The sequence below is a fragment of the Amphritea atlantica genome, from assembly GCF_024347255.1.
GTDB classification, from domain to species: Bacteria; Pseudomonadota; Gammaproteobacteria; order Pseudomonadales; family Balneatricaceae; genus Amphritea; species Amphritea atlantica.
The window spans coordinates 3,123,317-3,146,502 of sequence record NZ_AP025284.1 but is presented as its reverse complement, the minus strand read 5'-3'; the positions used below and the strand labels follow the sequence as shown (position 1 = coordinate 3,146,502).

Below are 23,186 nucleotides of genomic sequence, written 5' to 3'. Positions count from 1 at the left end.
ATTTCTTAATATTGCAAAAAGCTGAGCTCGAACCTTTATCGCTCTGGCGCGGCCCAGTACTGACGTGTTTCTTCTGCAGAACCGTCGAGCTTTTTGAGGGGGATAAGATAACTGCCTTTTGATGCAAAGCGCTGTCCTGGCGCAAGAGTAAGGCGTTGATATACAGAGGTTTCCGGGCTGTTCTCTAACATATGTTCGATGCGCTCAATGAGGTAGTCCTGAGAGAAATTGCTGCGGATATGCATCATCGATTCAGTCAGAACGCTCAGTGCCAGGTAGGTGTTGGATTGTAACCTCTCATAGGGGGTTGCAATGCCCCGGGCATATAGCCAGGTTTTGCTGCGGATTCTCTGGCTAGTGCTGCCGGGCAGGCTATAGGGGTGGAGCAGCCAGCTTTGCTCGCTTAGCCATTCGGGTATCTGATCCAACTGACGATTCAGCAGTGTCGAGGAGAGAATGACTGTTGCATCGGTCAGGCCGGAATGCGCCGGTAGCTTTTTCAGTTCAGGTCCGGTAAGCCAGAGAATATACAGCGTATTGGCGCTATTCTCAGAAGTGCGAGAGGGGTTGTTGAGGTATGCAGAAAGCGTCATAGTCTCTGAAGTCATAGTCTCTGCAACAGGCGCATGGGATAGCGAGTTCACTCTGTGTGCCAGCGTCTTTGCTGCAACCGTTGAGCGAATGTCCTCGCCTGTCACCTGAATAACCCTGTTGTAGCGGCTATGCTGCTTCAGGAAGTAGATTACCCGGCGGGCTTCCAGGTTCATACCGGCTGAGAAGTAGATGCTGTAATGGCCAGGTGTGTCAGGCGGCAGATCGGTATTGGGAAACAGGCAGGGCAGGGCCTGAGCTTCACAAAATGCGCTGACGGGCGCCCAGCGCTGATGGCTGGCACCTCCGACAACTGCAAATACCGGGTTGGTGTCATAATACTGTTGCAACTGGGCGAACCAGGTTGACGGGTCGCCCCGTAATTCCCATAGATTCAGTTCCCAGTGGCGGTAGTTATCGTATTGCCAGTCTTTATGCCAGGGGGAATATTTTACCCGCCGTACCTCATGCCGGGTCTGGGCATTTTTCTCTTTAATAAACTGATTCAGAGTGCTGAGAAGCGCCTGCTTTTCCTCTGCAGAAACGTCATCCGTAACGATAGTTGCAAGTTGAAGGTTATCAGCACTGACGCCCGGTGGGGCAGAGTAATCCAGTGTGTTGAGGTAGTTAATCAATGCATCGGTCTGGGCGTCGCTTAACTGATAACGGGGCATCACTTTACTCAGCGTTTTGCCTGTCGAACTGATCCCCTGGGTGATTGCCATTCGCAGGGTCTCCCGGGTATAAGCGGGACGGGTATAAAAACCCTCTGTGCGCTCAGCGTAGAGTTCTCTCTGTTTTACCTCTATCGGCGCAAACAGTGTTGGGCCGGTAATATCGGGAACCTGATAGCCGCCTTCGCTGGTACCCAGACCGCTGTGGCGGTGACAGTTAGCACAGGCAAACAGTTCCCCCGGTAGAGACTGTCCCTGACTGAGTACTGAGATTGAGGAGCCATCCGATGGTCGGCCGGTCATAAACAGTGAACGCCCCTCGGAGGGTTGATTTCGTGCAAATTGATTTGCCAAGCCCGCCTCAGTTGCTGAGTCAGGTGTCAGTTGTTCAATGTCTGGCTGAGGAGATGCTGACTCTGCCTGAACGGTAGCCTGCCCGGCCTGCCCGGTGAGGGGCAGGCAGCCTATGACAACAACAAACGCTGCACTCAGTAAGGCGTTAATGACAGACATGGGGATGATCAGTGGCCCATCTTCATATGGTGGTACTCACTGACCAGCTGTTCACTGCTGGGGAAGCCATCGAGCCGGGTCCAGGGTTTATCAGCACTGGCGCGCAGATAAGTGACGGGCTCGTGGTTCATTTTACTGCCCCGATAGATATCAAAGGCTTTTTGCAGTTGAATACTGTCTTCTACTGAGCCGGTTATAAAGCTCCAGTTATCACGCGCTTCGAATTTTTTTGCGTAACGCTGCAATGCTTCTGGGGTATCCTCTTCCGGGTCTATCGAGATTGAGATCATGCTAAGGTCTTCCGCCCCAGCCAGTTCCCGGTTGACAATTGAGAATGTTGAGCTGAGAACCGGGCAGATTGTCGGGCAGGTGGTGAAGATAAAGTTGACCAGCACGGGCTTGTCGCTATTCAGCAGTTTATCAATCGCAACCGGTTCGCCATTCTGATTAAGCATGGTCAGGTGTGGGGCTTTATAGTCATGGTTGCTGCGCTGTACCTGGTCTTTCCCCGCCATGTTACTCATCATCGCTTTGTGATGAGCATGAGGGTCCTCTCCCTCAGTGGCCATTGCGTGACTGTCATGTGCACTGTGATCCATGTTCATCTCAGCCATCATCGCTTTATGTTGCGCGTGGCTGTCTTCGCTGTTCATCTCCATTGCCTGTCCGTGCTGGCTTGCTTCATGGGCCTGGAGTAATGAGGTGGATAGCACGGTTAATGCAGCCACTGTCAGCCCTGTTTTAACCGGTTTTGTGAGTAACGATCTGATCTGTTTTCTGTTCATGGCAATACTCCCCCGTTGAGTGCCAGTGTGCTGCCAGCGATGAAAACGCCAGCTCCTCTCTCAGGTAGTCATTTTCCATACTCAGACGCTGAAGTCTGAGTAGTTGTGAAACATTGATAAGCACCTCCTCCTGACACAGTGGTTCAATCAGAAAGTCACTTACCTGTTGCACAAACTCGGGGGCTGCTGCGGGGCTGGCGGTGGCTGATAAAATTGCAATCAGCTTTGCCATCGGCGCCCTGGCATGAAGTTTACGAACCAGCCGTTGTGGAGATATATTGGTCAATTCAGCCGAAAATATTATCAGTTGAGGCTGTTCCCGTCGCAATATCTTCATGGCCGAATGGCAATCACTGGCAAAAGATAAATGATTTCGGGTAGGCCTGAGCCAGGTAAATAATTTCTGCTGGTTAGAAGGTGATTCATCAATAATCAAAATTGTTGATGTCATATCACTGTCCGCCAATTGTCTCGTAGCTGATCATCCCCCCGAATGATTTACAGTCGTACCGGAACTCCGTTTCGGTACACCTGAGAATACTTATTGTCGTCTTGTTGCTTTTATAACTTACACTTTGCTTTTGAGCCCTGTTTCTGATCCTGCCACAGGGGCAGGATCCAGCGCTTATTGTTAATGGTTAATACATAAAGCAATACTTATTCCTGAAATGTTAACTTTATGTTTTATAGCTGTTTTATTTTCAATAGTAGTAATAATTCCTTTTTTTATCGCAGCTCTGATGCTCAATACCGGCCCTCATTATCAATTTTGAGATGCAAAGTAACTGCTGGATTTAGCCTGCTCAAGTACGGTGCGGATATCCGCTAAAGGCAGTGGTTTCGTCATCACTTTACGCACCCCGGCGTTCTGAAGCCGGGTGATCAGGTCGCGTTTCTGATCCCGTTTATCATTGGCTTGTCCGGTCAGGGCGATGATAGTCGTTCGGGCATGCCGCTTAAGAATCTCCTGACACAGGCTGATACCATCCATATCACTGATACGGATCTCTGTGAGCACGATATCGGGTTGCCAACTGGCAACTCTTGCCAGTCCCTCATTCGCCGTTTCAGTCAGTTCTACAACAAACTCATACTGTTCCAGATAGGCTTTCAGATTGGCAGCGAACGTGTGTTCGTCATCAATGACCAGAACTTTGGATCGCAGGCTGGATACCGTAGGTAAGATCACCGATACCGTGGTTCCTTCGCCCTCCTTACTGGTCAGCTCAAGGTGTCCGCTGTGATGCATGGCAATTCTTTGCGCCATCATCAGGCCAAGACCCAGCGCATGCTTTTTATTGCTGCTGAAGGGACGGAATACGTTCTTCAGCTGATCTTCCGAAATGCCCACACCATTGTCAGCAATATCGAGACGCAGATGATGTTTGTCGTGATGTTGTTGGCGTACGGTGATAATGCCGCCATCAGGCATCGCCTCGAGGCAGTTATCCAGAATGATTCCCAGCAGTTGACGCAGCAGGGCCGGGTCTCCATTAACCGGTGCGTAGGTTTCAAATGGCAGTAACTCAATAATAATACTCTGACGATTAGCCTGTTCACTGATCAGTTGCAGGCTCTCCTCAACCAGACGGTCAAACACTACCACCTGATTGTCAAAGCGGGATTCAGTTTCAGTAAACTGAATGAATTCTCCGATCCACTCCTGAAGTTTATCGACTGAGGTGATAATGTTTTCTGACATTTTCTGCGCACTGGTGGGGGTCAGCAGTGCCAGTTCAGCGCTGGAGCGAATCGAGGCCAGGGGATTCCGGATACCGTGGGCCATCGCCGAGGTCATCTCGCCGATGGTGTCCAGTGCTTCAGATTCAACAATGGCCTGTCGTTGACGTTTCATCGTCTTGCTGGCTTTACGGACGATGGAAAACAACACAATAAACAGAATGGTTCCAGCGATCAGTGCGCCAGACCAGATGAACAGTTTGATTTCGTACAGGCTGTGAAAGAGTTCGTCCGGGGTTTTGTATAGCTCTACGACAGCGACCACCTTACTCTGATCTGAGTTGAACAGAGGGATGTATATCTCAATGACCTGTTCAAGGGAGTGGGCAAAGTAGGCAAGATCCGTTTTATCGTTTGCTTCGTTCAGCTCGTTAACATCCTCCTGTTTGAAGATCAGATCACCTGTAAATGCCCGGGCAAGCTCAGGGTTATCGGTAAATGACAAACCGATCAGGTTGGGATCGGTCGCCCAGACGACGTCCATATCCGGTGAGTAGATCTTAACCAGCGGCGTATTGGGCAGTCGCCCGATACGTTGCAGATAGCCCGCCAGCCAGCGCTTATTATTGAGGAAGTCCTCCTGATAGGGACGGTCAGGCAGTCGTTCTGTTCCGGCGGCACTTTGAATAAACTGCTGGGTCACTCTGGCTTCTTCCTGCAACATGCGCATAGTGACAATATTGGTCAGGGTGAAGGCACCTACCAGGCTTATCAGAGCAATGGTAATAAAGCTGAGCAGAGTAAAGGTGCGCAGCAGATCCGATTCACGATGAGCGATCAGACGGTTGTTCTGTGAGCTGCTTGAAACCTGCTGTGAGGGCAGGTTGGTGGCCGGAGGATCCTGCTCCGGTATCTGGGGCTGATTCATTTTTCATCACCGGATGGAATTGGGCCTATAACACTTTTGGAAGAACGGGCTACATAGCCTTTTAATCCCAGTTTATCGAGTTGCCGGTACAGGGTTGCTGTCGATAATCCAAGAAGTCTGGCTGCCGATTCCCGACAGCCTTCGGTGCTTTCCAGGGCGGCGACAATATGCTGTTGCTTGAACTTCTCCACGGCGGTATTCAGGTCGGCAAGAGAGCCGCTTTCATCCAGCTGCAGGTTAGCCAGATCACTGTTTTGCAGGGCCAGATCCCTCACCCGGATAGTGTTGTCATCGCACAGCACTGCGGCACGTTCAAGGATGTTCTTGAGTTCCCTGACATTGCCCTTCAGGGGCTGATTCATCAGGTGGTGGATTACATCATTGTCGATATCCATGACCGGTCGTTTCAGCTCAACCTTGAGTCGTTTCAGAATCAGTGACACCAGCGCCGGAATATCTTCCATCCGTTCACGCAATGGCGGAGTCTGCAGGTTAACCACATTGAGACGATACCAGAGGTCTTCACGAAACTCGCCATCGGCAACCATCTGTTCCAGGTCCCGGTGGGTGGCGCAGATAATCCGGGTATCAACCGGCACCGACGTGTCGCTGCCCACCGGATAAACCTGGCTATCTTCCAGTACCCTTAGCAGTTTGCTCTGAATCTGCAGCGGCATCTCGCCAATTTCGTCGAGAAACAGTGTGCCGCCCGAGGCCATCCGGAAAGCCCCTTCACGGGTCTGATTGGCACCGGTAAATGACCCCTTAATATGACCAAAAAGATAGCTTTCCACCAGGCCATCGGGAATAGCAGCAACGTTAACCGGGACAAATAAGCCCTCTGCATTCTGGGATTTCAGATGTATGGACTGAGCTACCAGCTCTTTACCTGTACCACTTTCCCCCTGAATCAGAACGTTAGTATTGGTAATAGCGACTTTGTTGATCAGACGCCGCAGCTCACAGATCTGAGGGCTGCTGCCTGCCAGCATCTCAAGGTTTTCTGAATCCTGATGCAGCCTGTTACGCAGGTTGGCGTTTTCATTCAGTAATTGTTTGTACTGCAGGGCGTTGGCTACTTTGTGCTCTATCTCCTGCAGAGGGAAGGGTTTGATGATGTAATCATGCGCACCACAGTGAAAAACGTCCAGGGCAGTTTCTAGCGAGCTATACGCGGTCATTACCAGAATGATACTGGAGGGGGCGACCTCTTTGATATGCTCTATCAGTTCGGTGCCGTTAGTATCGGGCAGACGCATATCACTCAGAATCACATCATACAGATGCTCAGCGAGTAATGCTTTGGCCGTTGCTTTGGAGTCGGCCGAATCTACCTGATAGCCTTTGCTACTGAGAAATTGGTTCAGGTTCTCATTCAGAACCGGTTCATCTTCGATAATCAGTATGTCACTCATTTAAAACTCCCTTGAACTCGGTACAGACCTGTTAGCTATCATCTCTTTCTCGACAGCATTGTGCGGGGAAGTTCAGCAACACCCGGGTTCCCCCATCAGAGGTACGGGAGATGCTCAGGCTGCCCTGGTAACTTTCGATAATCTGGCGTGTGATCATCAACCCAACTCCCATACCCCGGCTATAAAGATCGTTTTGCGCCAGGTTTTCGGGATTCAGGTTGCGTCCGCTATTAGTAAAACTCAGGCTGATTCCGCCCTGTTCGTCTGGCGTGGCATCAACAGCTATCCGGCCACCTTCGCCGGCTGCTTTTATTGCGTTGTCACAGATGTTGTCCAGCAATAATAAAAGGTGTTTTTCGCTGATATCCAGCAACGGCAGGTTGGGATCGACAGTATGAAAAATCTCGGTTTCCCTGCCTTCAGGGCAAAACTTCAGCAGATTCAGGGTGCTGGGAATGAAACTGTTCAGATCAATACTGCGACTGTCGAACGGTGAGCTTTCGGTCATAATTCCGGACAGTTCCCGCAATATCGCTCTGATTCGGCTAACCAGCTCCAGGCAGGTTTGAAGGTCCTGATCGGGTTGTTTCTGCCGGCTCTGCATCAGTTCAAGCTGACTATAGAGTGAGCTGACCGGATTGCTCAGCTCATGGGTAATTCCGGCGGCCGTCATGCCCAGGCGGTAGAGCTTTTCAGGAACGCCTTTCAGGCTCTGATGATTGAGAGATTCAGTCGGGTCTTTGATAATGATAACGGCGCCATGTTCTGGGTGGCTGACCGGGTAGATATCGACTTCGACATCGGCGTTGTTCTGTTGCAGAAAGATTATCCGGCCCTCTGCACAGATTTTCTGTTCCATTGTCCAGCGCACACTGCTGGTAATGGTGCGACGCTCATCCTGTTTACTGTTGATGCTTTCAATATCTTTCAGGTTGCGTCCAACGTTGCAGAGTTTTAAGCCGGTTTCATTGGCTTCAATGATATTGAGATCGGCATCGACCATCAGCATCGCATCCTTGCTGCGCTGAAACAGCAGGTCCCAGCCAAGCAGAGGCCTGTCGTCGGTTTCATTTCCGTTATTATTGTTTGGTAGCATTACTACCCCCTTGTTCTGGCAGCAGGTTGGCTGCCATTTCTGTCAAGCCGGGAACTGAAAAATCCCATGCGAGTATATGAAAAGGCTCTCTGATGTTGCCGGGCTGGAGCGCGATGGTGGACCTGAGTTGAATGCCACTGAGGCCCGGTTTTTCAACCCGGGACGTTATTTCCAGAATACGACTGCTGGCCGCATTGAAAAAGCGTCGTGGTTGATTGGTAGATACCCCCAGTGCCACTAACATCTCAGGCCGGGCCGCCGCCATATCAATGCCGTTTTGTCCCGAGTAGATCGTAACCAGAGGTTGTAATCTAAGAAAGATGGCTTTGGTCATCCCCATCACCCGCTGTAACTCCGAAACGCTTTTAAAGGGTTGATTGGTGGGCAGAAACGGACGATTAGCCGACAGATAATCACGCCGCTCGGCACCATTCAGTCGTACCAGCTCATCGCCATCACGCCAGTCGAGAATCCGGTCAGTCAGGGTATCAGCCAGTTGGGGATCATCAACTACCCCCTGCATGATCTTGCGTAACAGAGGGTCTGATATCTGATTGATATCGGCCTTGCCCGCTTCGCTGTATAGGGTGTTGTTTAGCGTAAACCCGTTGTAAACCGGTAACTCACTCACCTCGGTTTCGGTATTCTCAGAGCCTGGTTGAAGCTGATGGCTCAACAGGTTATACAGGGTCAGATGAATCGCTGCTTCTGCAGCATAGCGAGCCTGTGCCTGATTTAACCATTGTCGGGTTGTATCGCTGTTGGAACGCTGGCTGGCGACCAGGCTGCCAGCGAGAAGAGAAAGGATCGTGACCACCCAGAGCACGCTGAGCAGGGCGACACCGTGCTGATTAACTAACCCCGGACGGTTGCTGCGTTGCTGTATCTTTGTCAGCCATATACCTCTTTTTTCAGATCGCATGCCGGTGCCTCCTGGGTTCAATAATCAGGGGAAGCCAGTCTGACTGCCCGGTATCGGGCTGAAAGATGCGGATCAATTGGGGGAGGCGGTTCTTATAAGGCCAGCGCTCTAACCAGTTTATATCGTTGCCGGCGGAGTCACTGTATTCAAACTGCAGCGGGCTACTGGTTGCCAGGGTCAGATGTTGTTGCTGCTCCGGATTATCGGTTCCATAGGGGGTGATCTGGATATCAAGCTCTGCGGGTTCATTTTTCAGAGTCACCCGGTAGCGGTACAAACCCGCATCACCCTGCAAAGGGGAAAGCTCAGCGACAAATTCAATACTGTCTTCATTACCCTCAAATGCGATCGGGCTGTTACGGGTCTGACTCTCCTGAATCAGCAAACTGTTTTGCAACTGCTGTTGCAGGTGCCGTCGCAGCAGGTATTGTTGTTGTTCACTGTCACTGTGAACAGAGACCATGCGCCAGCTGCGAATTCCCTGATAGAAACTGCCATAAACAACCGTCAGCAGGATGGTGGTGATGACCATTGCAACCAGCATCTCCAGCAGGGTAAAACCAGAGTCTCTGTTTCTCGCCCTGTTCATGAACGGGCCCCCAGGCGCAGTGTTTTTAATATCACCGGGAAATCCTGGCGTTCACCCCAGCTCACCTGTACCTCAATCTGATAGAGCATAAAAGGGGAGCGCAGCGGTTGTTCAGTGCCGTTTTCCCAGGGGGTGATACTGGCCCGCCAGCGATATTGGGAGACCTCACCCTCAAGGTCATGGTCGCGTAACGGGTCGCTGGCCAGTTGCTCCATAGTGCTTTCCGCAACCTGCAACGCATTGCGATAGTCTGAGTTGACCGAAGCGCTTTTGGCCGCGCCGGAAAACAGGTTGAGAATGACTCCCAGAGTCAGTGCTGCGATAACCATGGCCACCAGCACTTCCAGCAGGGAGAAGCCCCGCTGCATTTCAGAGCGCTGCATAGCTTACCCCTCCGGTCAGCCAGTTGATGCGGAACTCTGTCCGGCGTGGCTGAGAGTCGCGTTGCTGAATCAATTGCAGCGCCGCGCCGTTACTGCCCGCACCGGGGATAAACAGTATGAATCCATCATCCAGGGGTTGATGCTCAGCGTCTGCAAACACCAGTTCACAGTCCTCTGGCCAGCTGAACACCGGTACACCGGTATTATCGATCAGACTGCGGTCGCTGTCTGACAGTTGTAGCCTGACTATCTTGCCTGTGGCACTGGCTCTGTTGCGTGCCTGATTAAGAGAGGTGTTGAGGGCATGCACCTGTTGCTGAAACTGTGCTCCGGCAAAGGCGGAGCCAAAACGGGGTACAATCAGTGCAAGCAACATCCCTGCTATGGCCATAACGACCAGCATTTCCAGCAGGGTAAAGCCTCTTTGTGGCACTGAATATGGTTGCACTGTATCCCCCGTTTTGTCTGTCAGGCGCTTAACTGTGTATTTTTATTGCCAACTGACGATATCAGCATTTTCGCCTTCGCCCCCTTCATTGTTGTCCGCGCCCAGCGAAAACAGGTCGTATTCACCAAACTCACCGGGAAATTTGTAATGGTATTCATGTCCCCAGGGATCCATACGAACCACTTTTTTCTTCAGATAGGGACCGTTCCAGCTACTCACCCCTTCAGGGGGATTGATCAGTGCATCAAGGTTTTGCTCGGTACTGGGGTAACTGCCGACTTCGAGACGATAGAGGTCCAGTGCGGCACCCAGCTCCTGAATCTGCAACATTGCGGTTTTGGTTTTTGAGCTATCCAGATGTTTTAACACCCGGGGGCCAACCAGGCCCGCCAACAGCCCCAGAATGACCAGTACCACCAGTATCTCCAGCAGGGTAAAGCCCCGTTGTGTGTACGTTGAGTTGTTGTTCACATATCTCTCCTTGATTAGAGTGCTATATCGTTGATTCCGATAATGGCTGACAAAAGTGACATAATCAGAACGGCAATGATGAAGCCAAGAGACAGAATCAGGGCGGGTTCCAGAATATGCAGTAGCTTTTGTGTTTCTGTTTCGATCTGCCGGTCGTAGATATCGGCAGTTTTTAACAACATGCCGGGCAGTTCACCGGTTTCCTCGCCCACCTGAGTCAACTGGACCACCAGCGGCGGTACCCGTTTACTGTTCTTCAGTTGATCTGATAAGCGGCCCCCCTCACGCATATGGGTGGCGGCAAGAGTGATCTCTTTGAGCAGTGTGTTGTTGGTGAAAGCGGCACTGGCCATCTCAATACTGGAGAGCATTGGCACGCCACTATTGATCAGGTTGCCGAGGCTGCGGCAGAAACGGGTGTATTCAATCTTAATATGCAGTTTTGCGATCAGTGGCAGCCGGAGTCGTAAAGCGTCCCACCAGGCGGTATTTGAACCGCTGGACAGGGTTCGGTATGCGAAGATCAGCAGCAATGAGAGTATTCCCAGTGCATAAACACCGTAGTCGATAGTCACACGACTCAGCCACATCACAAACTGAGTTTCCGGGGGCAGCTCTTTACTGAAACCGGCGATGATATCGGCAAATTGCGGCACCACGTAGAGCAGGATCATCAGAATTGAAAGCAGTGATACGCCCAGTAGTATTATTGGGTAAAGCAGGGCAGCAGATACTTTCTCTTTTAACTGACGGCTGCGCTCCAGATGCTGGCACAGAGTTTCCAGCCCCCGGCCAATCTGACCACTGGCTTCAGCCGCCCGAATCAGACTGACATAAAGCGGATTAAAATAACGGGGGAATTTTTCCAGAGCCTGGCTGAATGTCTGGCCGCCGCGTAGCTGTTGACGCAACTCATGAATCAGTTGTTGCAGAACGCTGGAAGGGGTGCCCTGTTGCAGAATTTCGAGGCTGCGGTCGAGAGGGATACCCGCTTCAACCAGATACATCAGTTCCTGTGTGAATTCGAAGATCAGTTCGCTGTTTACTGAACTGAAACGCACACTCCGGGTTTTCTTTTTCTGACTTTTAGGTTGCTGGCTGTCGGCATAGATCGGCACTTTTCCGCTGGCTTGTAACTGGACAATCACCTCTTCGCGGTTGTTGGCGGAGATAATACCCTCTGTCAGCTCGCCGTTATTGCCAATCGCTTTGTAATAGAAGGTCGTCATCTCAGCCCTCCTGAGTGACGCGCAGTACTTCTTCCAGGGTGGTAAGCCCTGCAAGCGCCTTAGTGCACCCATCGGTATACATGGTTTTCATGCCATGTTCGACGGCCAGTTGCTGCAACTCTTTGGCGTCACAATTGAGCATGATCTGCCGACGGATAATATCATCAACGGGCAGAACTTCTGAGATGGCGATACGCCCGTTATAGCCGGAATTGCGGCAGTGCTCACAGCCGACCGGGTTATAGAGCTTACTGCCGGGGTCAATGGTCTCGCCGCTATTCCAGCTGAGACGTTCTAATAACTCCGGCATTGGCTCAAAGGGCTCGGCACAGTGCTGACACAGTTTGCGCACCAGACGCTGACTGACCACGCACAGCAGGGTGGAGGTTAACAGGTAATCTTCCACGCCCATATCCAGTAAGCGGGTGATACTGCCGGCGGCCTCGTTGGTATGCAGGGTGGAAAGTACCAGGTGACCGGTCAGCGCTGACTGGATACAGATTTTTGCGGTTTCCAGATCCCGCATCTCCCCCACCATAATAATATCCGGGTCCTGTCGGACAATAGAGCGCAGCGTGGTTGCGAAATCCAGACCGATGGAGGAGCGAACCTGGATCTGATTCACCCCTTCCAGTTGATACTCTACCGGGTCTTCGACGGTGATAATCTTTCTTTGCTCAGTATTGAGTCCCTGCATCGCGGTATACAGCGTCGTGGATTTACCGCTGCCGGTGGGGCCGGTAACCAGAATCATGCCGTTGGGCTTTTCCAGGGCGCTTTTAAAGCGTGCCAGAGGTTCGCCACTCATGCCGAGACTCTCGAAGTCTAATACCAGACTATCGCGCTGCAAAATCCGCATCACTACGCTTTCGCCATGAACCGTGGGGATACTGGACACCCGGATATCGATAGTTTGCCCCTGGACGCGGAGGTCGATACGGCCATCCTGTGGCAGGCGCCGTTCAGCGATATTCATATGGGCCATTATTTTAATGCGTGAAATAACTGCCGCGCTGAGGTGGGCAGGAGGGGCTTCAACCTCCTGTAACAAACCATCGCAACGGAACCGCACCCTGAGCTTATCGTGGAACGGCTCAATATGGATATCTGAAGCGTTACTTTTGCAGGCGCGCTGGATTAGCAGGTTGACCAGTCGGATAACTGGCGCTTCGCTGGCCATATCACGTAGTTGTTCAACATCGGTATCGTTATCACTGCCCGAATCGGCGATCTGATCTGCGATTTTGCCCAGTTGTGACTGACCATCGCCGTAGAACTGATCATACAGCGAGTCGAGATCGGTTTTACTGATGACGACCGGTTTAACCTGTTCTGCTCCTGAGGCGAGCCGGGTGCTTTTGATGACAAACTGATCGCTGGGATCCAGCATCGCCAGTGTCAGGACACCGTTGCTGAATTCAAGTGGGATAACGGAGTGCTGTTTGAGAAAGTTCTCGCTGATCAGCTCAGCGCATGCGGGGTTGGCAGGGAAATCTTCGAAAGAAACTTTAGACAGTTGGGTGACTTCTGCCAGGCATAGCGCAAGATCTTCAGCGCTGACCTGCCCCAGCTTTAACAGCATCAGCGGCAGGCTGACAGACCCATCCTGTTCCTTAGCCAGCGACAGCGAACGATTAAAAAGCTCCGGGGTTATCTTCTTCCGGGACGTAAACCACTCTTTAATGCTTTGCTCGATTACTTCGTTGTCGTCTCGCTGTAACGCTTCGGCATTCCTCATCCTCACATCCTTTTGTATTTTTAATTCACTGGACACAGATAAAGAGAATTCCGTTTCAAGCTGCTGTCGATCAAGTGTTTGTTTAGTTTAGATGAGAAAAGACAAAGACCACAATCACCAAATGGTCATATTTTAAGCAATTAACGTGAATGTTTTTAATATAAATCATATTCACTATTACTAATTATTTATTAGTAATAGTGAATATGAGAGTCGCAGGTGTTGTCGCTCAGAAATCGTGACGATAACCTAAGTTTATGTAATAACTGTTAGTTTCGCTGGTATCGTCGGTGAGCTCGCGGTTGGATACTTCGCCCCCCGTCTCAAATTCAAAACGGGTTTTACGGGTCCAGCGGTATTCCAGACGCACAGAGGGGCGAACATACCACTGCGAAGTGTTATCGTCGGTATTTTCACGGTATTCTGTTTGAAAACGTGGGTTGATTCTTAATTTTTCGTTGACCGGATAACGGCTGTTCAGGGTCAGTCCTATCCTCTGGCTGGTGGTTGCATCGGTGAGACGTATACCGACAATGCCCAGATCTCCCTGTTTAATCAGGTTGTTACCGATCGCCTGTACAAACAGTGAGTATTCATAATCCGTACCGGGAAACCCGTCGACACCGCCCGAGGTTTTGCTGTCGCCCTGTTTGGAAACGGTCAGATCACCACTCAGCTGAAAATCCTCAGTGATGGGCTGCACCATACCCAGCGTGGAGGTGAAGCTACGGGTGGTACGATCCAGTGCATACTGACGTGCTTCATCCTCGGTTATTCCTTTGGCGAGCAGTTCACTCAGTGTATTGACCGACTGACTCTGGATCGCTGTGGTGGTGGTCAGTACAGGACTGTTACGGTAATCGACAGAGAGGTTGAAGGTCTGCTCTTTCGCATTGGTCCAGCTGCCCAGTGCAAACAGGGTGTTCAGTTCGTTATAGGAGATATCATAATCAAGTAGTGTGAACAGCGTTTTGCCTGGCTGGAAATAGCGTACCTCGCCACCGACAGCACGACGGTCCAGTATGCTCTCGTTGCGCTGCTCGATCAGGAAGACGTTATAGTCCCAGGCATCGTTGAAGGTGCCCAGATCAAGGTTCACGCCATAAAACCAGCGATCCAGATTAACCTCTTTATAGGTTGAGGTTTCAACAGGAAAACCGGCAACCAGGTTAAGCTTGACAGTCTCATTAAGCGAGTGTCCGGCCAGCAGGCCATCGAAACGGCCCAGCACGCCGCCGGAACTGCTGGACTGACGTCCAAGGCGCAGGGTGTTACTTGCCTGCTTATCCTGAAAATCCACATACATGGTGGTGATGCGGGCTTCGCTTTGGGTGCTGTCGAGGAAATCCTCCTCATAGCCGCCGGAGAACCGGGTACGGATATCGTATTCATCACCCCGGTAGCGGCCGGTCAGATAGAGGTCATTCGACAGTGCATCACGGTTAACTGAGGTGGTCTTAAAGTCTTCGGTTTCTGTGGAAAACTCATCACGACGGTAAAACTGTGAGACGCCCCCATAAACGTCCCAGCGGGATGGCTCGGCTTTGCGGGTTGAAGTGGTACGTGTGGTCGGGGTCTCTGTGGCGGTAATCATCGCCGTGATACGCTGGCGAACACGCAGGGCGTCAGCGCCATCTGGATATTTTTCCAGATACTGATCCCAGGCCGCTTTAGCCTGTGCCTGCTGGCCTTTTCGTTCCCGCGCAACACCGGTGAATTCAAGAGCCTGACGACTATACTGGTTCTCAGGTTCGCGAAGAATTTTAGTGTATAACTGGATCGCCCGGTCATATTCCTGTGCAATCATCGATTGCTCAGCCCGAATCATTATTTGTCCCAGAGGGTCACTGCTGTCCGATGCCGGCTTAGAGGTCCCGGACGCGCCGCTGGAAGCGATAACGGCAACCGGCTTGCTTGGGGCAGGTGGTTTATCGTTTGTTGTCAGCCCGGCTTTATCTGTCGGTTGTGTCGTCTGGGGCGCCATCGCAGTTTCGCTCTCTGGCGGTGCTGGCTGCGGTTTTGTCTCTGCTGTTACCGATGATTGGGTGATACGGCTCACTTCGGCAATGGCGGCGAGCTTTTCGGTTTCTGGAACCTTGGTGATCCAGAGCTCTGGGTGAGTGCTGCGGATCGATGCTGCCAGTGCTTCTGCATCCCTGGCGCTGGGGAAAAAGCCGACTCTGACCCGATACCACTTTTTACCTTTGACAACAGCGCTGGTGATATAGGCGACCTGACTCTTAAAAGGCAGCTCTTTAATCATTGTTTCTGCATCAGCGAGGCTTGCCAGCGATGCTACATGGATTGCGTACCGGCCGCTCGACTGTATTGTTGCACTCTCCATGCTCTGAGGCTGTGCCTCAGCATAGCAGGGAAGGGCTGTGAGCGATCCGCCTGCTATAACAGCAGCAATAAGAGACGATAACAGGGTTCTGGTCGGGTTATGCATTATGTTTTCTCAGTTTCAAATTCGGATTACTGGCATTTGGCCTGCTGGGTTCGTTTTGATGGGTAGATCAATACCTTAATGGTGCGGTAATCACTGCCCTGGATCACTTCAGAACGCACCGCTTCGAGATATTGCAGTGTCAGATAGGGCCCACCAGCAAAGTCACCCTCGTAAACCACCTCATCAAGCAGATCGTGATCTTCCGGTGTAGCTGACTCCCGAAGATCTCGTGCGTTCTGATCGATCTGAGCGACCTGTATATGCTTGATTCGTATCCGTAACTCATCACTGGGGTCCTGCGGGTAATGGCTGATATAGCGGACCGGGTAGTGCATGTGGATGATGGCCAGATCCGGGTCGCAGGGCGACTTACTCCGGATCAGTTCGACCCCTTCCATGATATTCTCACCAATGGGCTGTGCCTGAATCAGAGTGGCCGGCAGAACCAGCGCGCTCAGCAGTAATGCTTTAATTAGTTTGTTCATTAGTCCCAATTCCTATCTCGAACACTGTGTTCCGATCTGCTCTGACGGTGACAGCTGCCGGCACAGTTACGCGCTGTGGAGACGGTGTCGCCTTCATGTTTATTCGGCCTGAAATCATTCGCGTGACAGCCCGCACAATCCGGTGCATAAGCCGGAGTTGGCCAAGGGATTGTCTCGCTGTTAGAGGTATGGCATGCATTACAACCAGGGTTGGCTCTGTGGTCGCCCGGATAGGAGCCAGAGCTGTGGTTGAAGTTAATACCCACGAATGAGGTTGTGTTATGGCACTCGTCACAGGCGACGGTGGTAACAAAGTGGTTACCCGGCTTGCCTGTGGCGGTGCTGCCGTTATGACAGCTTTCACAGGTGCCCGGCGATACATTGTCATGGTTGAATGATGCACCTAACCAGCTATTGGTGTTGTGGCAGTCATCACAGGTGTTACTGCTCTGGATATGATTGGCAGACTTACCTGTCGCGATGACGCCGTTGTGGCAGGTGTTACAAGTGCCATTAACCTCGGCGTGGTCAACCCGGACAACCGGAACCCAGGCCACTGATGAGTGGCACGCTTCACAGACATTGGAGCTGTTGATGTGGGTACCATTCTTACCTGTAGCCGTAGTGCCGTTATGGCAGCTTGAGCAACTGCCGGTGACACCGCTATGGTCAAACACGGCATCCGCCCAGCTGTTGGTGTTATGGCAGTCATCACAGGTGTTGCCACTCTGGATATGGTTGGCTGATTTACCCATCGCAATGGTGCCGTTATGGCAACTGCTACAGGTGCCATTCACCTCGGTGTGATCCACCCGGGTAACCGGAATCCAGCTCACTGGTGTGTGACAGGATTCACAGTTATTGGTGGTGTTGATATGCGTCGCATTTTTACCGGTTGCCGTGGTGCCGTTATGACAGCTTGAACAGCTGCCGGTGACACCGCTGTGATCAAATACCGCCCCGGTAAAGCTGGTGGTGTTATGGCAATCGTCACAGGTGTTACTGCTCTGGATATGATTAGCAGACTTACCCAGGGCGATAGTGCCGTTATGACAGCTGCTACAGGTGCCATTGACCTCAGCGTGATCAACCCGTGTCACCGGCGTCCAGCTGACCGGCGTATGACAGGATTCACAGTTGTTGGTGGTGTTGATGTGAGAGCTGTTCTTGCCGGTGGCAGTAGTGCCGTTATGACAACTGGAGCAACTGCCTGTGACGCCGCTGTGATCGAACACCGCCCCGGTAAAGCTGGTGGTGTTGTGGCAGTCATCACAGGTATTACTGCTCTGAATATGGTTGGCTGATTTACCCAGCGCAATGGTGCCATTATGACAGCTGCTACAGGTGCCATTGACCTCTGCATGGTCAACCCGTGTCACCGGTGTCCAGGTAGTCGGTGTATGGCAGGCCTCACAATTATTGGTGGTGTTGATGTGAGAGCTATTCTTGCCGGTGGCGGTAGTGCCGTTATGACAGCTGGAGCAACTGCCTGTCACATTGCTGTGATCAAACACCGCCCCGGTGAAACTGGTGGTGTTGTGACAATCGTCACAGGTGTTACCACTCTGAATATGGTTGGCGGATTTACCCAGCGCAATGGTGCCGTTATGGCAGCTGCTGCAGGTGCCATTGACCTCGGCGTGATCAACCCGGGTTACCGGTGACCAGGTGGTTGGTGTGTGGCAGGCCTCACAGTTATTGGTGGTGTTAATGTGCGTTGAGTTTTTACCCGTTGCGAGAGTGCCGTTATGACAGTTACTGCAGCTGCCATTGACCTCATTGTGGTCCACCGTTGTCACAGGAGACCAACTGGTAGAAGAGTGACAGGACTCACAACTGTTGGTGGTATTGATATGCGATGTGTTTTTACCTGTCGCAATTGAACCGTTATGACAACTACTACAACTGCCATTGACCTCGGTATGATCAACCCGGGTTACCGGTGACCAGGTGGTCGGGGTATGGCAGGACTCACAGCTGTTAGTGCTGTTGATATGAGTAGCATTTTTACCGGTTGCCGTGGTGCCATTGTGGCAGCTGGAACAGTTGCCGGTGACACCGCTGTGATCAAACGCCGCACCGGTAAAGCTGGTGGTGTTGTGACAGTCTTCGCAGGTATTACTGCTCTGAACATGGTTAGCGGATTTGCCCAGCGCAATACTGCCATTGTGGCAGCTGAAACAGGTGCCATTGACCTCGGCGTGATCAACCCGGGTGACGGGGGACCAGGTGGTTGGAGTGTGACAGGCTTCACAGTTACTGCTGCTATTGATATGGCTGGAGCCTTTGCCGGTAGCCAGAGAGCCGTTGTGACAGCTACTACAGCTACCATTCACCTCGGCGTGATCGACACGGGTGACCGGTGACCAGGTAGTCGGCGTGTGACAGGCTTCACAGTTACTGCTGCTATTGATATGGCTGGCACCTTTGCCGGTAGCCAGGGTTCCGTTGTGACAGCTGCTACAGCTACCATTCACCTCGGTATGATCAACCCGGGTGACCGGAGACCAGGTGGTTGGCGTGTGACAGGCTTCACAATTATTGGTGCTATTGATATGACTGGTGTTTTTGCCGGTGGCAGTGGTGCCGTTATGGCAGCTGTTACAAGAGCCAAGCACCTCTGCGTGGTCAACCTGGGTTACCGGTGTCCAGTTAGTATTGACATGACAGCTTTCACAGCTGTTGGTGGTATTGATATGACCACTGTTTTTGCCGGTGGCTGTACTGCCATTGTGACAGGTTGCGCAGTTAGCTGTCGTGCTGGCATGGTCAAATACCGCTTCCGCCCAGCCCTGTTCCGGATTGTGACAATCTTCACAGCTGTTGCTGGAAGGGACATGGTTGGCAGACTTACCGGTGGCAACTGAACCGTTGTGGCAACTGGCACAGGTTCCCTGCACCTCATTATGATCAACCCGGGTGACCGGTGACCAGATGGTTGAAGTATGACAGGCTTCACAGTTGTTACTGGTATTGATATGGCTGGAATTCTTGCCAGTGGCAGTGGTGCCATTATGACAGTTGCTACAGGTGCCATTCACCTGAGTATGGTCAACCCGGGTCACCGGAGACCATGCAGTGGGTGTGTGGCACGCTTCACAGGCATTGGTGGTGTTGATGTGGGCACTGTTTTTACCGGTGGCGGTACTGCCGTTGTGGCAGGCTGAGCAGCCATCGGTGACGCCGCTGTGATCGAATGTGCCATCGGTGAAGCTGATGGTGTTATGGCAATCTTCACAGGTATTTGCGCTTTGAATATGATTGGCAGATTTACCAATGGCAATGGTGCCGTTATGGCAACTGCTACAGGTGCCATTCACTTCGGTATGGTCGACCCGGGTAACCGGCGACCAGGCTGCTGATGTATGGCAGGCTGTACAGTTATTAGTGGTATTAATATGGCTGCTATTCTTGCCGGTTGCAGTGGTGCCGTTATGACAGCTTTCACAGCTACCATTTACCTGTGAGTGATCAACCTGGGTCACTGGTGACCAACTGCTGGGTGTATGACAGCTTTCACAACTGTTGGTGGTATTAATGTGCGCTGAATTTTTGCCGGTGGCGGTGGTGCCATTATGGCAACTGGCACAGTTAGTTACACCAGCAGGATGAGTGAAGTTAGCATCGGCCCAGCCTCTGTTTGGGTCATGACATTCGACGCATGAATTGCTGCTTGGAATATGGCTGGATGATTTGCCGGTAGCCCGGGTGCCGTTATGACAGCTTTCACAGGTGCCATTGACCTCATCATGATCGACCTGCGTAACCGGTGACCAGCTGCTGCTGGAATGGCAGGCTTCACATGTATTAGACGTATTGAAGTGCCCAGACCCTTTACCAGTGGCAAGGCTGCCATTATGACAACTGACACAATTGGTTGCTCCGGTGTGGTCAAACTTAGCTCCTGACCAGGTGTTAATTGTATGACAATCTTCACAGCTGTTGCTGCTGGGGATATGGTTGCCGGGCTTTCCGCTGGTGTTGAAACTTCCATTATGACAGCTGCTGCAATTGCTGCCGTTATCCGGATGGTTCCACAGGCTCAGGTCGCTGAAGTTGGTTGGGCGGTGACAATCTTCGCACACATTATTAACCGGAATGTGATTGGCGGCTTTACCGGTTGCCTTCACGCCGTTATGACAACTGACACAGTTGTTTTCGATGCCGGTATGGTCGAATGAGGAAGTCTGCCAACCACTGGTTGCGTGGCAGTCTTCACAGTTATCACTGGCGGGGGGGTGGTCACTCTGCTTACCAAAAGCGATCTGGTTATTATGGCAGGATACGCAGCTGCCGGTGACTTCATCGTGATCTACTTTTGAAACATCGCTCCAGCTGCCGGGATTGTGACAACTTTCACAGTTATTACTGCTATTGATATGGTCGCTGGCTTTTGTTGACGCCGGAATAATACTGGAGGACGAGTGACAGGCCGTACAGGTGTTGGGTGTACCTTTAAATACCCCTTTGATATGACAGCTGGAGCACTCCAGATTGGCGTGCTGGCCGTCCAGCATAAAGCCGGTACTGAGGTGATCAAAAGCCTCGCGGGGCGCTTTTTTATCGCCCGCTGACTGTTCTGTTTTTTGTGTGTCTGAGTCCAGCTGTGCCAGTTTATCCGGGTCGGACATCGCCTGGGCAGTAACCGGCAGCATCATACTGAGCAACAGCAGCATGAATAGGGGGATAAGGCGCCGCAGCATACCGGCGGCTGATGAAACAGGTTTAATTCTTATTAATGACATACTTATCACCTATTATCCCCTGGATTACTGACCCAGGTTGCTTGTGTCGTCAAACGATTCGGTCGTGTGGCAGCGTTCACAAAAACGTCCGAAACCACCAAAATGAATATCGTCGCTACGGTGGCAACTAAAACAGTCTGAAGCCTGGTCGATATCTTCCTGATCCTTGACCGGCTTGATGTGACAGGCTTCACAGGGTTGCTCTTTGTGTTGGCCAGTCAGCTCAAAATCGGTCTGGGTGTTGTGATCGAACTGCCAGATACCCCAGTCGTTGGGGGTGTGGCATTGCTCACAGCGTCCACCCAGTGTTTCTTTATGTATATCATCGTCTTTATGACAGCTGATGCAGGCCAGAGCGGTGTCTTTGAATGTCTGTTCAAGGTGGCACTCTTCGCAGCTGGTAATGGCATGCTGACCGATGAGGGGGAAGCGGGTCAGGTCGTGATCAAAGCGGATCACTCCTGAGAACGACTCTTCGTCATGACAGCGGTTACAGCTGTCACCCTGCTGGCCCTTATGTACATCGTCGCCTTTATGGCAACTGATGCAGTCGGTCTGCAGCTCATCTTCCAGACTGCCCTTATGACAGCTATGGCACTCCAGTGGCTTATGGCTGCCACGGAGTTTGAAATCAGTATCCCGGTTATGGTCAAAACTACTTTTCTGCCAGTTGTTTTCAGAATGGCAGTCTTTGCACTTGGTCCCATTTTTCCCCTGATGCGTGTCATCGGCACGGTGGCAATCGATGCACTGATCGCCCGGTGATTTATCGTAGGGGGGATCGACATGGCAACTATTACAATTGGTTTCTTTATGGGCGCCTTTGAGCCGGAAGTCAGTGTCATTGTTATGGTCAAACTTCAGTTCATCCCAGCCTTTCTCTGAATGACACTTCTCACATTCCCCCCCAAAATGACCACCATGGGCATCATTCAGGCGGTGGCATGAAACACACTCAGCAGGAATATCTTTGTACTGCTCATCTGCATGGCAACTGCTGCAGTTAACATCGGCGTGCTTATCCAGCAGCGGGAAGTCAGTGTCATCATGATCGAATCCGGTATCCTGCCAGCCGGTTTCTTTATGGCAGTCGTCACATTGTTCACCCAGCTTGCCGTTATGTTTATCATTGTCTTTATGACAGTCGATACACTGATCGGGGGCTTCGCGAAAACGGTGCGAGGCTTCATGGCAACTGGTGCAGGCAGCGGTGCGATGCTCGCCTTTAAGTGGATAATCGGTCAGGTCATGATTAAAGGTGGAGTGAGTCAGCTGAACGATATCCGCCTCTCTTCCCATGTGGTCGGAGTGGCAGGTTTTGCATTCAATATTCTTACTGTTTTCCATCCGCCCATGAAACCCCGTTCCCTCTTCAATATCCCTGGCAATGTTCTGATGGTCGTGGCAGGCAAGACAGCGGGCGCGTTGTTTGCTCTGATCAAAAGACTCGTGACAGCTGTCGCACTCCTTTTCGAACTGCGCATGTCCATTGATCACTTTACCTGGCATCAGAATCGTTTCGAAAATATTGGCTTCTCCGGGCGCACTGAAGCCTAGTAATAGCAACAGGGTGATTGTCTTTAGCGTGAGAATGCGTTCAGAGAACTTCACTTAACCTCCGGTACAATAAATGCCGAAAACCCTGATGTCTTAGGGCTGTCGGACGAACAAAGGAGGAATATTAACGATGGCCATTCCCCCGATCTGGCCAGTGATACTGCTTGTTACACGGATTACAGTTTTACATTTGACCGGGGTGATGCCGCAGCTTCTTCCCCAATACCATCACGTGTAACAGGCTTATATATGCTGTTAATTTCTGTATTAAATAGCAAAAAACAGGCCTTTTATTGAAAAACCTTTTTATATCAATGATATGAATGTGTTCGCACAGGTTTTTCTCATAATATCGCGATACGGCCATATTGGATCTTGTCTCGAAGTCCATACATATATTAAGTGATATTTGATGTTTCTTTTTAAAATCAATAGCTTGCAGTGTCTGTGTTTTGAGACTCTCAATAATGAGAAAAAATTCTCACATG

17 protein-coding genes are annotated in these 23,186 nt (G+C 51.4%); all 17 read right to left on the bottom strand.

Annotated features, from left to right (window positions below):
- Positions 1-35: 35 nt before the first annotated feature.
- The 17 genes from OCU43_RS14420 to OCU43_RS14340 all read right to left on the bottom strand — a co-directional run bounded on the left by OCU43_RS14420 (position 36) and on the right by OCU43_RS14340 (position 22,752).
- A complete protein-coding gene (locus tag OCU43_RS14420; protein WP_091356792.1) occupies positions 36-1,778 on the bottom strand; it encodes a c-type cytochrome in 1,743 nt (580 codons plus the stop codon).
- Positions 1,779-1,786: 8 nt separating this feature from the next.
- Entirely contained in the window at positions 1,787-2,563 is a 777-nt protein-coding gene (locus OCU43_RS14415; RefSeq protein WP_091356794.1) for an SCO family protein, read from the bottom strand.
- Complete coding sequence (locus OCU43_RS22240) at positions 2,520-3,014, bottom strand: response regulator (RefSeq protein WP_139203166.1); 495 nt, start codon at positions 3,012-3,014, stop codon at positions 2,520-2,522. Before OCU43_RS22240 ends, OCU43_RS14415 begins: the two co-directional genes overlap by 44 nt.
- 312 nt (positions 3,015-3,326) lie before the next feature.
- Positions 3,327-5,171 carry an ATP-binding protein gene (locus OCU43_RS14405; RefSeq protein WP_091356799.1) on the bottom strand — a complete coding sequence of 615 codons (1,845 nt, stop codon included), beginning with the start codon at positions 5,169-5,171 and terminating at the stop codon, positions 3,327-3,329.
- Positions 5,168-6,586 (bottom strand): sigma-54-dependent transcriptional regulator, encoded by a 1,419-nt coding sequence (locus OCU43_RS14400; protein WP_091356801.1) that lies wholly within the window; start codon positions 6,584-6,586, stop codon positions 5,168-5,170. Before OCU43_RS14400 ends, OCU43_RS14405 begins: the two co-directional genes overlap by 4 nt.
- Positions 6,587-6,617: 31 nt before the next feature.
- On the bottom strand, positions 6,618-7,682 hold the full coding sequence (locus OCU43_RS14395; protein ID WP_091356804.1) for a sensor histidine kinase: 1,065 nt from the start codon (positions 7,680-7,682) through the stop codon (positions 6,618-6,620).
- The gene (locus OCU43_RS14390; protein ID WP_091356806.1) at positions 7,666-8,604 is read right to left on the bottom strand and encodes a type II secretion system minor pseudopilin; all 939 of its coding nucleotides are present in this window, start codon (positions 8,602-8,604) and stop codon (positions 7,666-7,668) included. The genes OCU43_RS14395 and OCU43_RS14390 overlap by 17 nt, the downstream gene beginning before the upstream one ends.
- Entirely contained in the window at positions 8,594-9,193 is a 600-nt protein-coding gene (locus tag OCU43_RS14385; RefSeq protein WP_091356809.1) for a prepilin-type N-terminal cleavage/methylation domain-containing protein, read from the bottom strand. Before OCU43_RS14385 ends, OCU43_RS14390 begins: the two co-directional genes overlap by 11 nt.
- Positions 9,190-9,576 (bottom strand): type IV pilus modification PilV family protein, encoded by a 387-nt coding sequence (locus OCU43_RS14380; RefSeq protein ID WP_091356812.1) that lies wholly within the window; start codon positions 9,574-9,576, stop codon positions 9,190-9,192. Before OCU43_RS14380 ends, OCU43_RS14385 begins: the two co-directional genes overlap by 4 nt.
- Positions 9,563-10,024, bottom strand: coding sequence for a pilus assembly FimT family protein (locus OCU43_RS14375; protein WP_139203167.1), 462 nt, complete (start codon positions 10,022-10,024; stop codon positions 9,563-9,565). Before OCU43_RS14375 ends, OCU43_RS14380 begins: the two co-directional genes overlap by 14 nt.
- A 42-nt stretch (positions 10,025-10,066) precedes the next feature.
- Positions 10,067-10,495, bottom strand: a complete 429-nt coding sequence (gene gspG / locus OCU43_RS14370; protein WP_091356816.1) for a type II secretion system major pseudopilin GspG — start codon at positions 10,493-10,495, stop codon at positions 10,067-10,069.
- Positions 10,496-10,509: 14 nt separating this feature from the next.
- Positions 10,510-11,724 (bottom strand): type II secretion system F family protein, encoded by a 1,215-nt coding sequence (locus OCU43_RS14365; protein WP_175483487.1) that lies wholly within the window; start codon positions 11,722-11,724, stop codon positions 10,510-10,512.
- 1 nt (position 11,725) lies between these two features.
- On the bottom strand, positions 11,726-13,462 hold the full coding sequence (gene gspE, locus OCU43_RS14360; protein WP_091356820.1) for a type II secretion system ATPase GspE: 1,737 nt from the start codon (positions 13,460-13,462) through the stop codon (positions 11,726-11,728).
- 229 nt (positions 13,463-13,691) lie between these two features.
- Complete coding sequence (locus tag OCU43_RS14355; protein WP_175483488.1) at positions 13,692-15,806, bottom strand: SPOR domain-containing protein; 2,115 nt, start codon at positions 15,804-15,806, stop codon at positions 13,692-13,694.
- A gap of 131 nt (positions 15,807-15,937) precedes the next feature.
- Positions 15,938-16,396 carry a hypothetical protein gene (locus OCU43_RS14350; protein WP_091356825.1) on the bottom strand — a complete coding sequence of 153 codons (459 nt, stop codon included), beginning with the start codon at positions 16,394-16,396 and terminating at the stop codon, positions 15,938-15,940.
- Positions 16,396-21,141, bottom strand: coding sequence for a cytochrome c3 family protein (locus tag OCU43_RS14345; protein WP_139203168.1), 4,746 nt, complete (start codon positions 21,139-21,141; stop codon positions 16,396-16,398). The genes OCU43_RS14350 and OCU43_RS14345 overlap by 1 nt, the downstream gene beginning before the upstream one ends.
- A gap of 24 nt (positions 21,142-21,165) precedes the next feature.
- A complete protein-coding gene (locus OCU43_RS14340) occupies positions 21,166-22,752 on the bottom strand; it encodes a cytochrome C (protein WP_091356829.1) in 1,587 nt (528 codons plus the stop codon).
- Positions 22,753-23,186 lie beyond the last annotated feature (434 nt).

Excerpts from the sequence above, each read along its gene's own strand:
- OCU43_RS22240 (WP_139203166.1), bottom strand. The coding sequence starts at position 3,014 with ATGACATCAACAATTTTGATTATTGATGAATCACCTTCTAACCAGCAG.
- OCU43_RS14345 (WP_139203168.1), bottom strand. The coding sequence starts at position 21,141 with ATGTCATTAATAAGAATTAAACCTGTTTCATCAGCCGCCGGTATGCTG.
- OCU43_RS14400 (WP_091356801.1), bottom strand. The coding sequence starts at position 6,586 with ATGAGTGACATACTGATTATCGAAGATGAACCGGTTCTGAATGAGAAC.
- OCU43_RS14355 (WP_175483488.1), bottom strand. The coding sequence starts at position 15,806 with ATGGAGAGTGCAACAATACAGTCGAGCGGCCGGTACGCAATCCATGTA.
- OCU43_RS14420 (WP_091356792.1), bottom strand. The coding sequence starts at position 1,778 with ATGTCTGTCATTAACGCCTTACTGAGTGCAGCGTTTGTTGTTGTCATA.
- OCU43_RS14380 (WP_091356812.1), bottom strand. The coding sequence starts at position 9,576 with ATGCAGCGCTCTGAAATGCAGCGGGGCTTCTCCCTGCTGGAAGTGCTG.
- OCU43_RS14385 (WP_091356809.1), bottom strand. The coding sequence starts at position 9,193 with ATGAACAGGGCGAGAAACAGAGACTCTGGTTTTACCCTGCTGGAGATG.
- OCU43_RS14390 (WP_091356806.1), bottom strand. The coding sequence starts at position 8,604 with ATGCGATCTGAAAAAAGAGGTATATGGCTGACAAAGATACAGCAACGC.
- OCU43_RS14405 (WP_091356799.1), bottom strand. The coding sequence starts at position 5,171 with ATGAATCAGCCCCAGATACCGGAGCAGGATCCTCCGGCCACCAACCTG.
- OCU43_RS14415 (WP_091356794.1), bottom strand. The coding sequence starts at position 2,563 with ATGAACAGAAAACAGATCAGATCGTTACTCACAAAACCGGTTAAAACA.
- gspE (WP_091356820.1), bottom strand. The coding sequence starts at position 13,462 with ATGAGGAATGCCGAAGCGTTACAGCGAGACGACAACGAAGTAATCGAG.
- OCU43_RS14365 (WP_175483487.1), bottom strand. The coding sequence starts at position 11,724 with ATGACGACCTTCTATTACAAAGCGATTGGCAATAACGGCGAGCTGACA.
- OCU43_RS14395 (WP_091356804.1), bottom strand. The coding sequence starts at position 7,682 with ATGCTACCAAACAATAATAACGGAAATGAAACCGACGACAGGCCTCTG.
- OCU43_RS14350 (WP_091356825.1), bottom strand. The coding sequence starts at position 16,396 with ATGAACAAACTAATTAAAGCATTACTGCTGAGCGCGCTGGTTCTGCCG.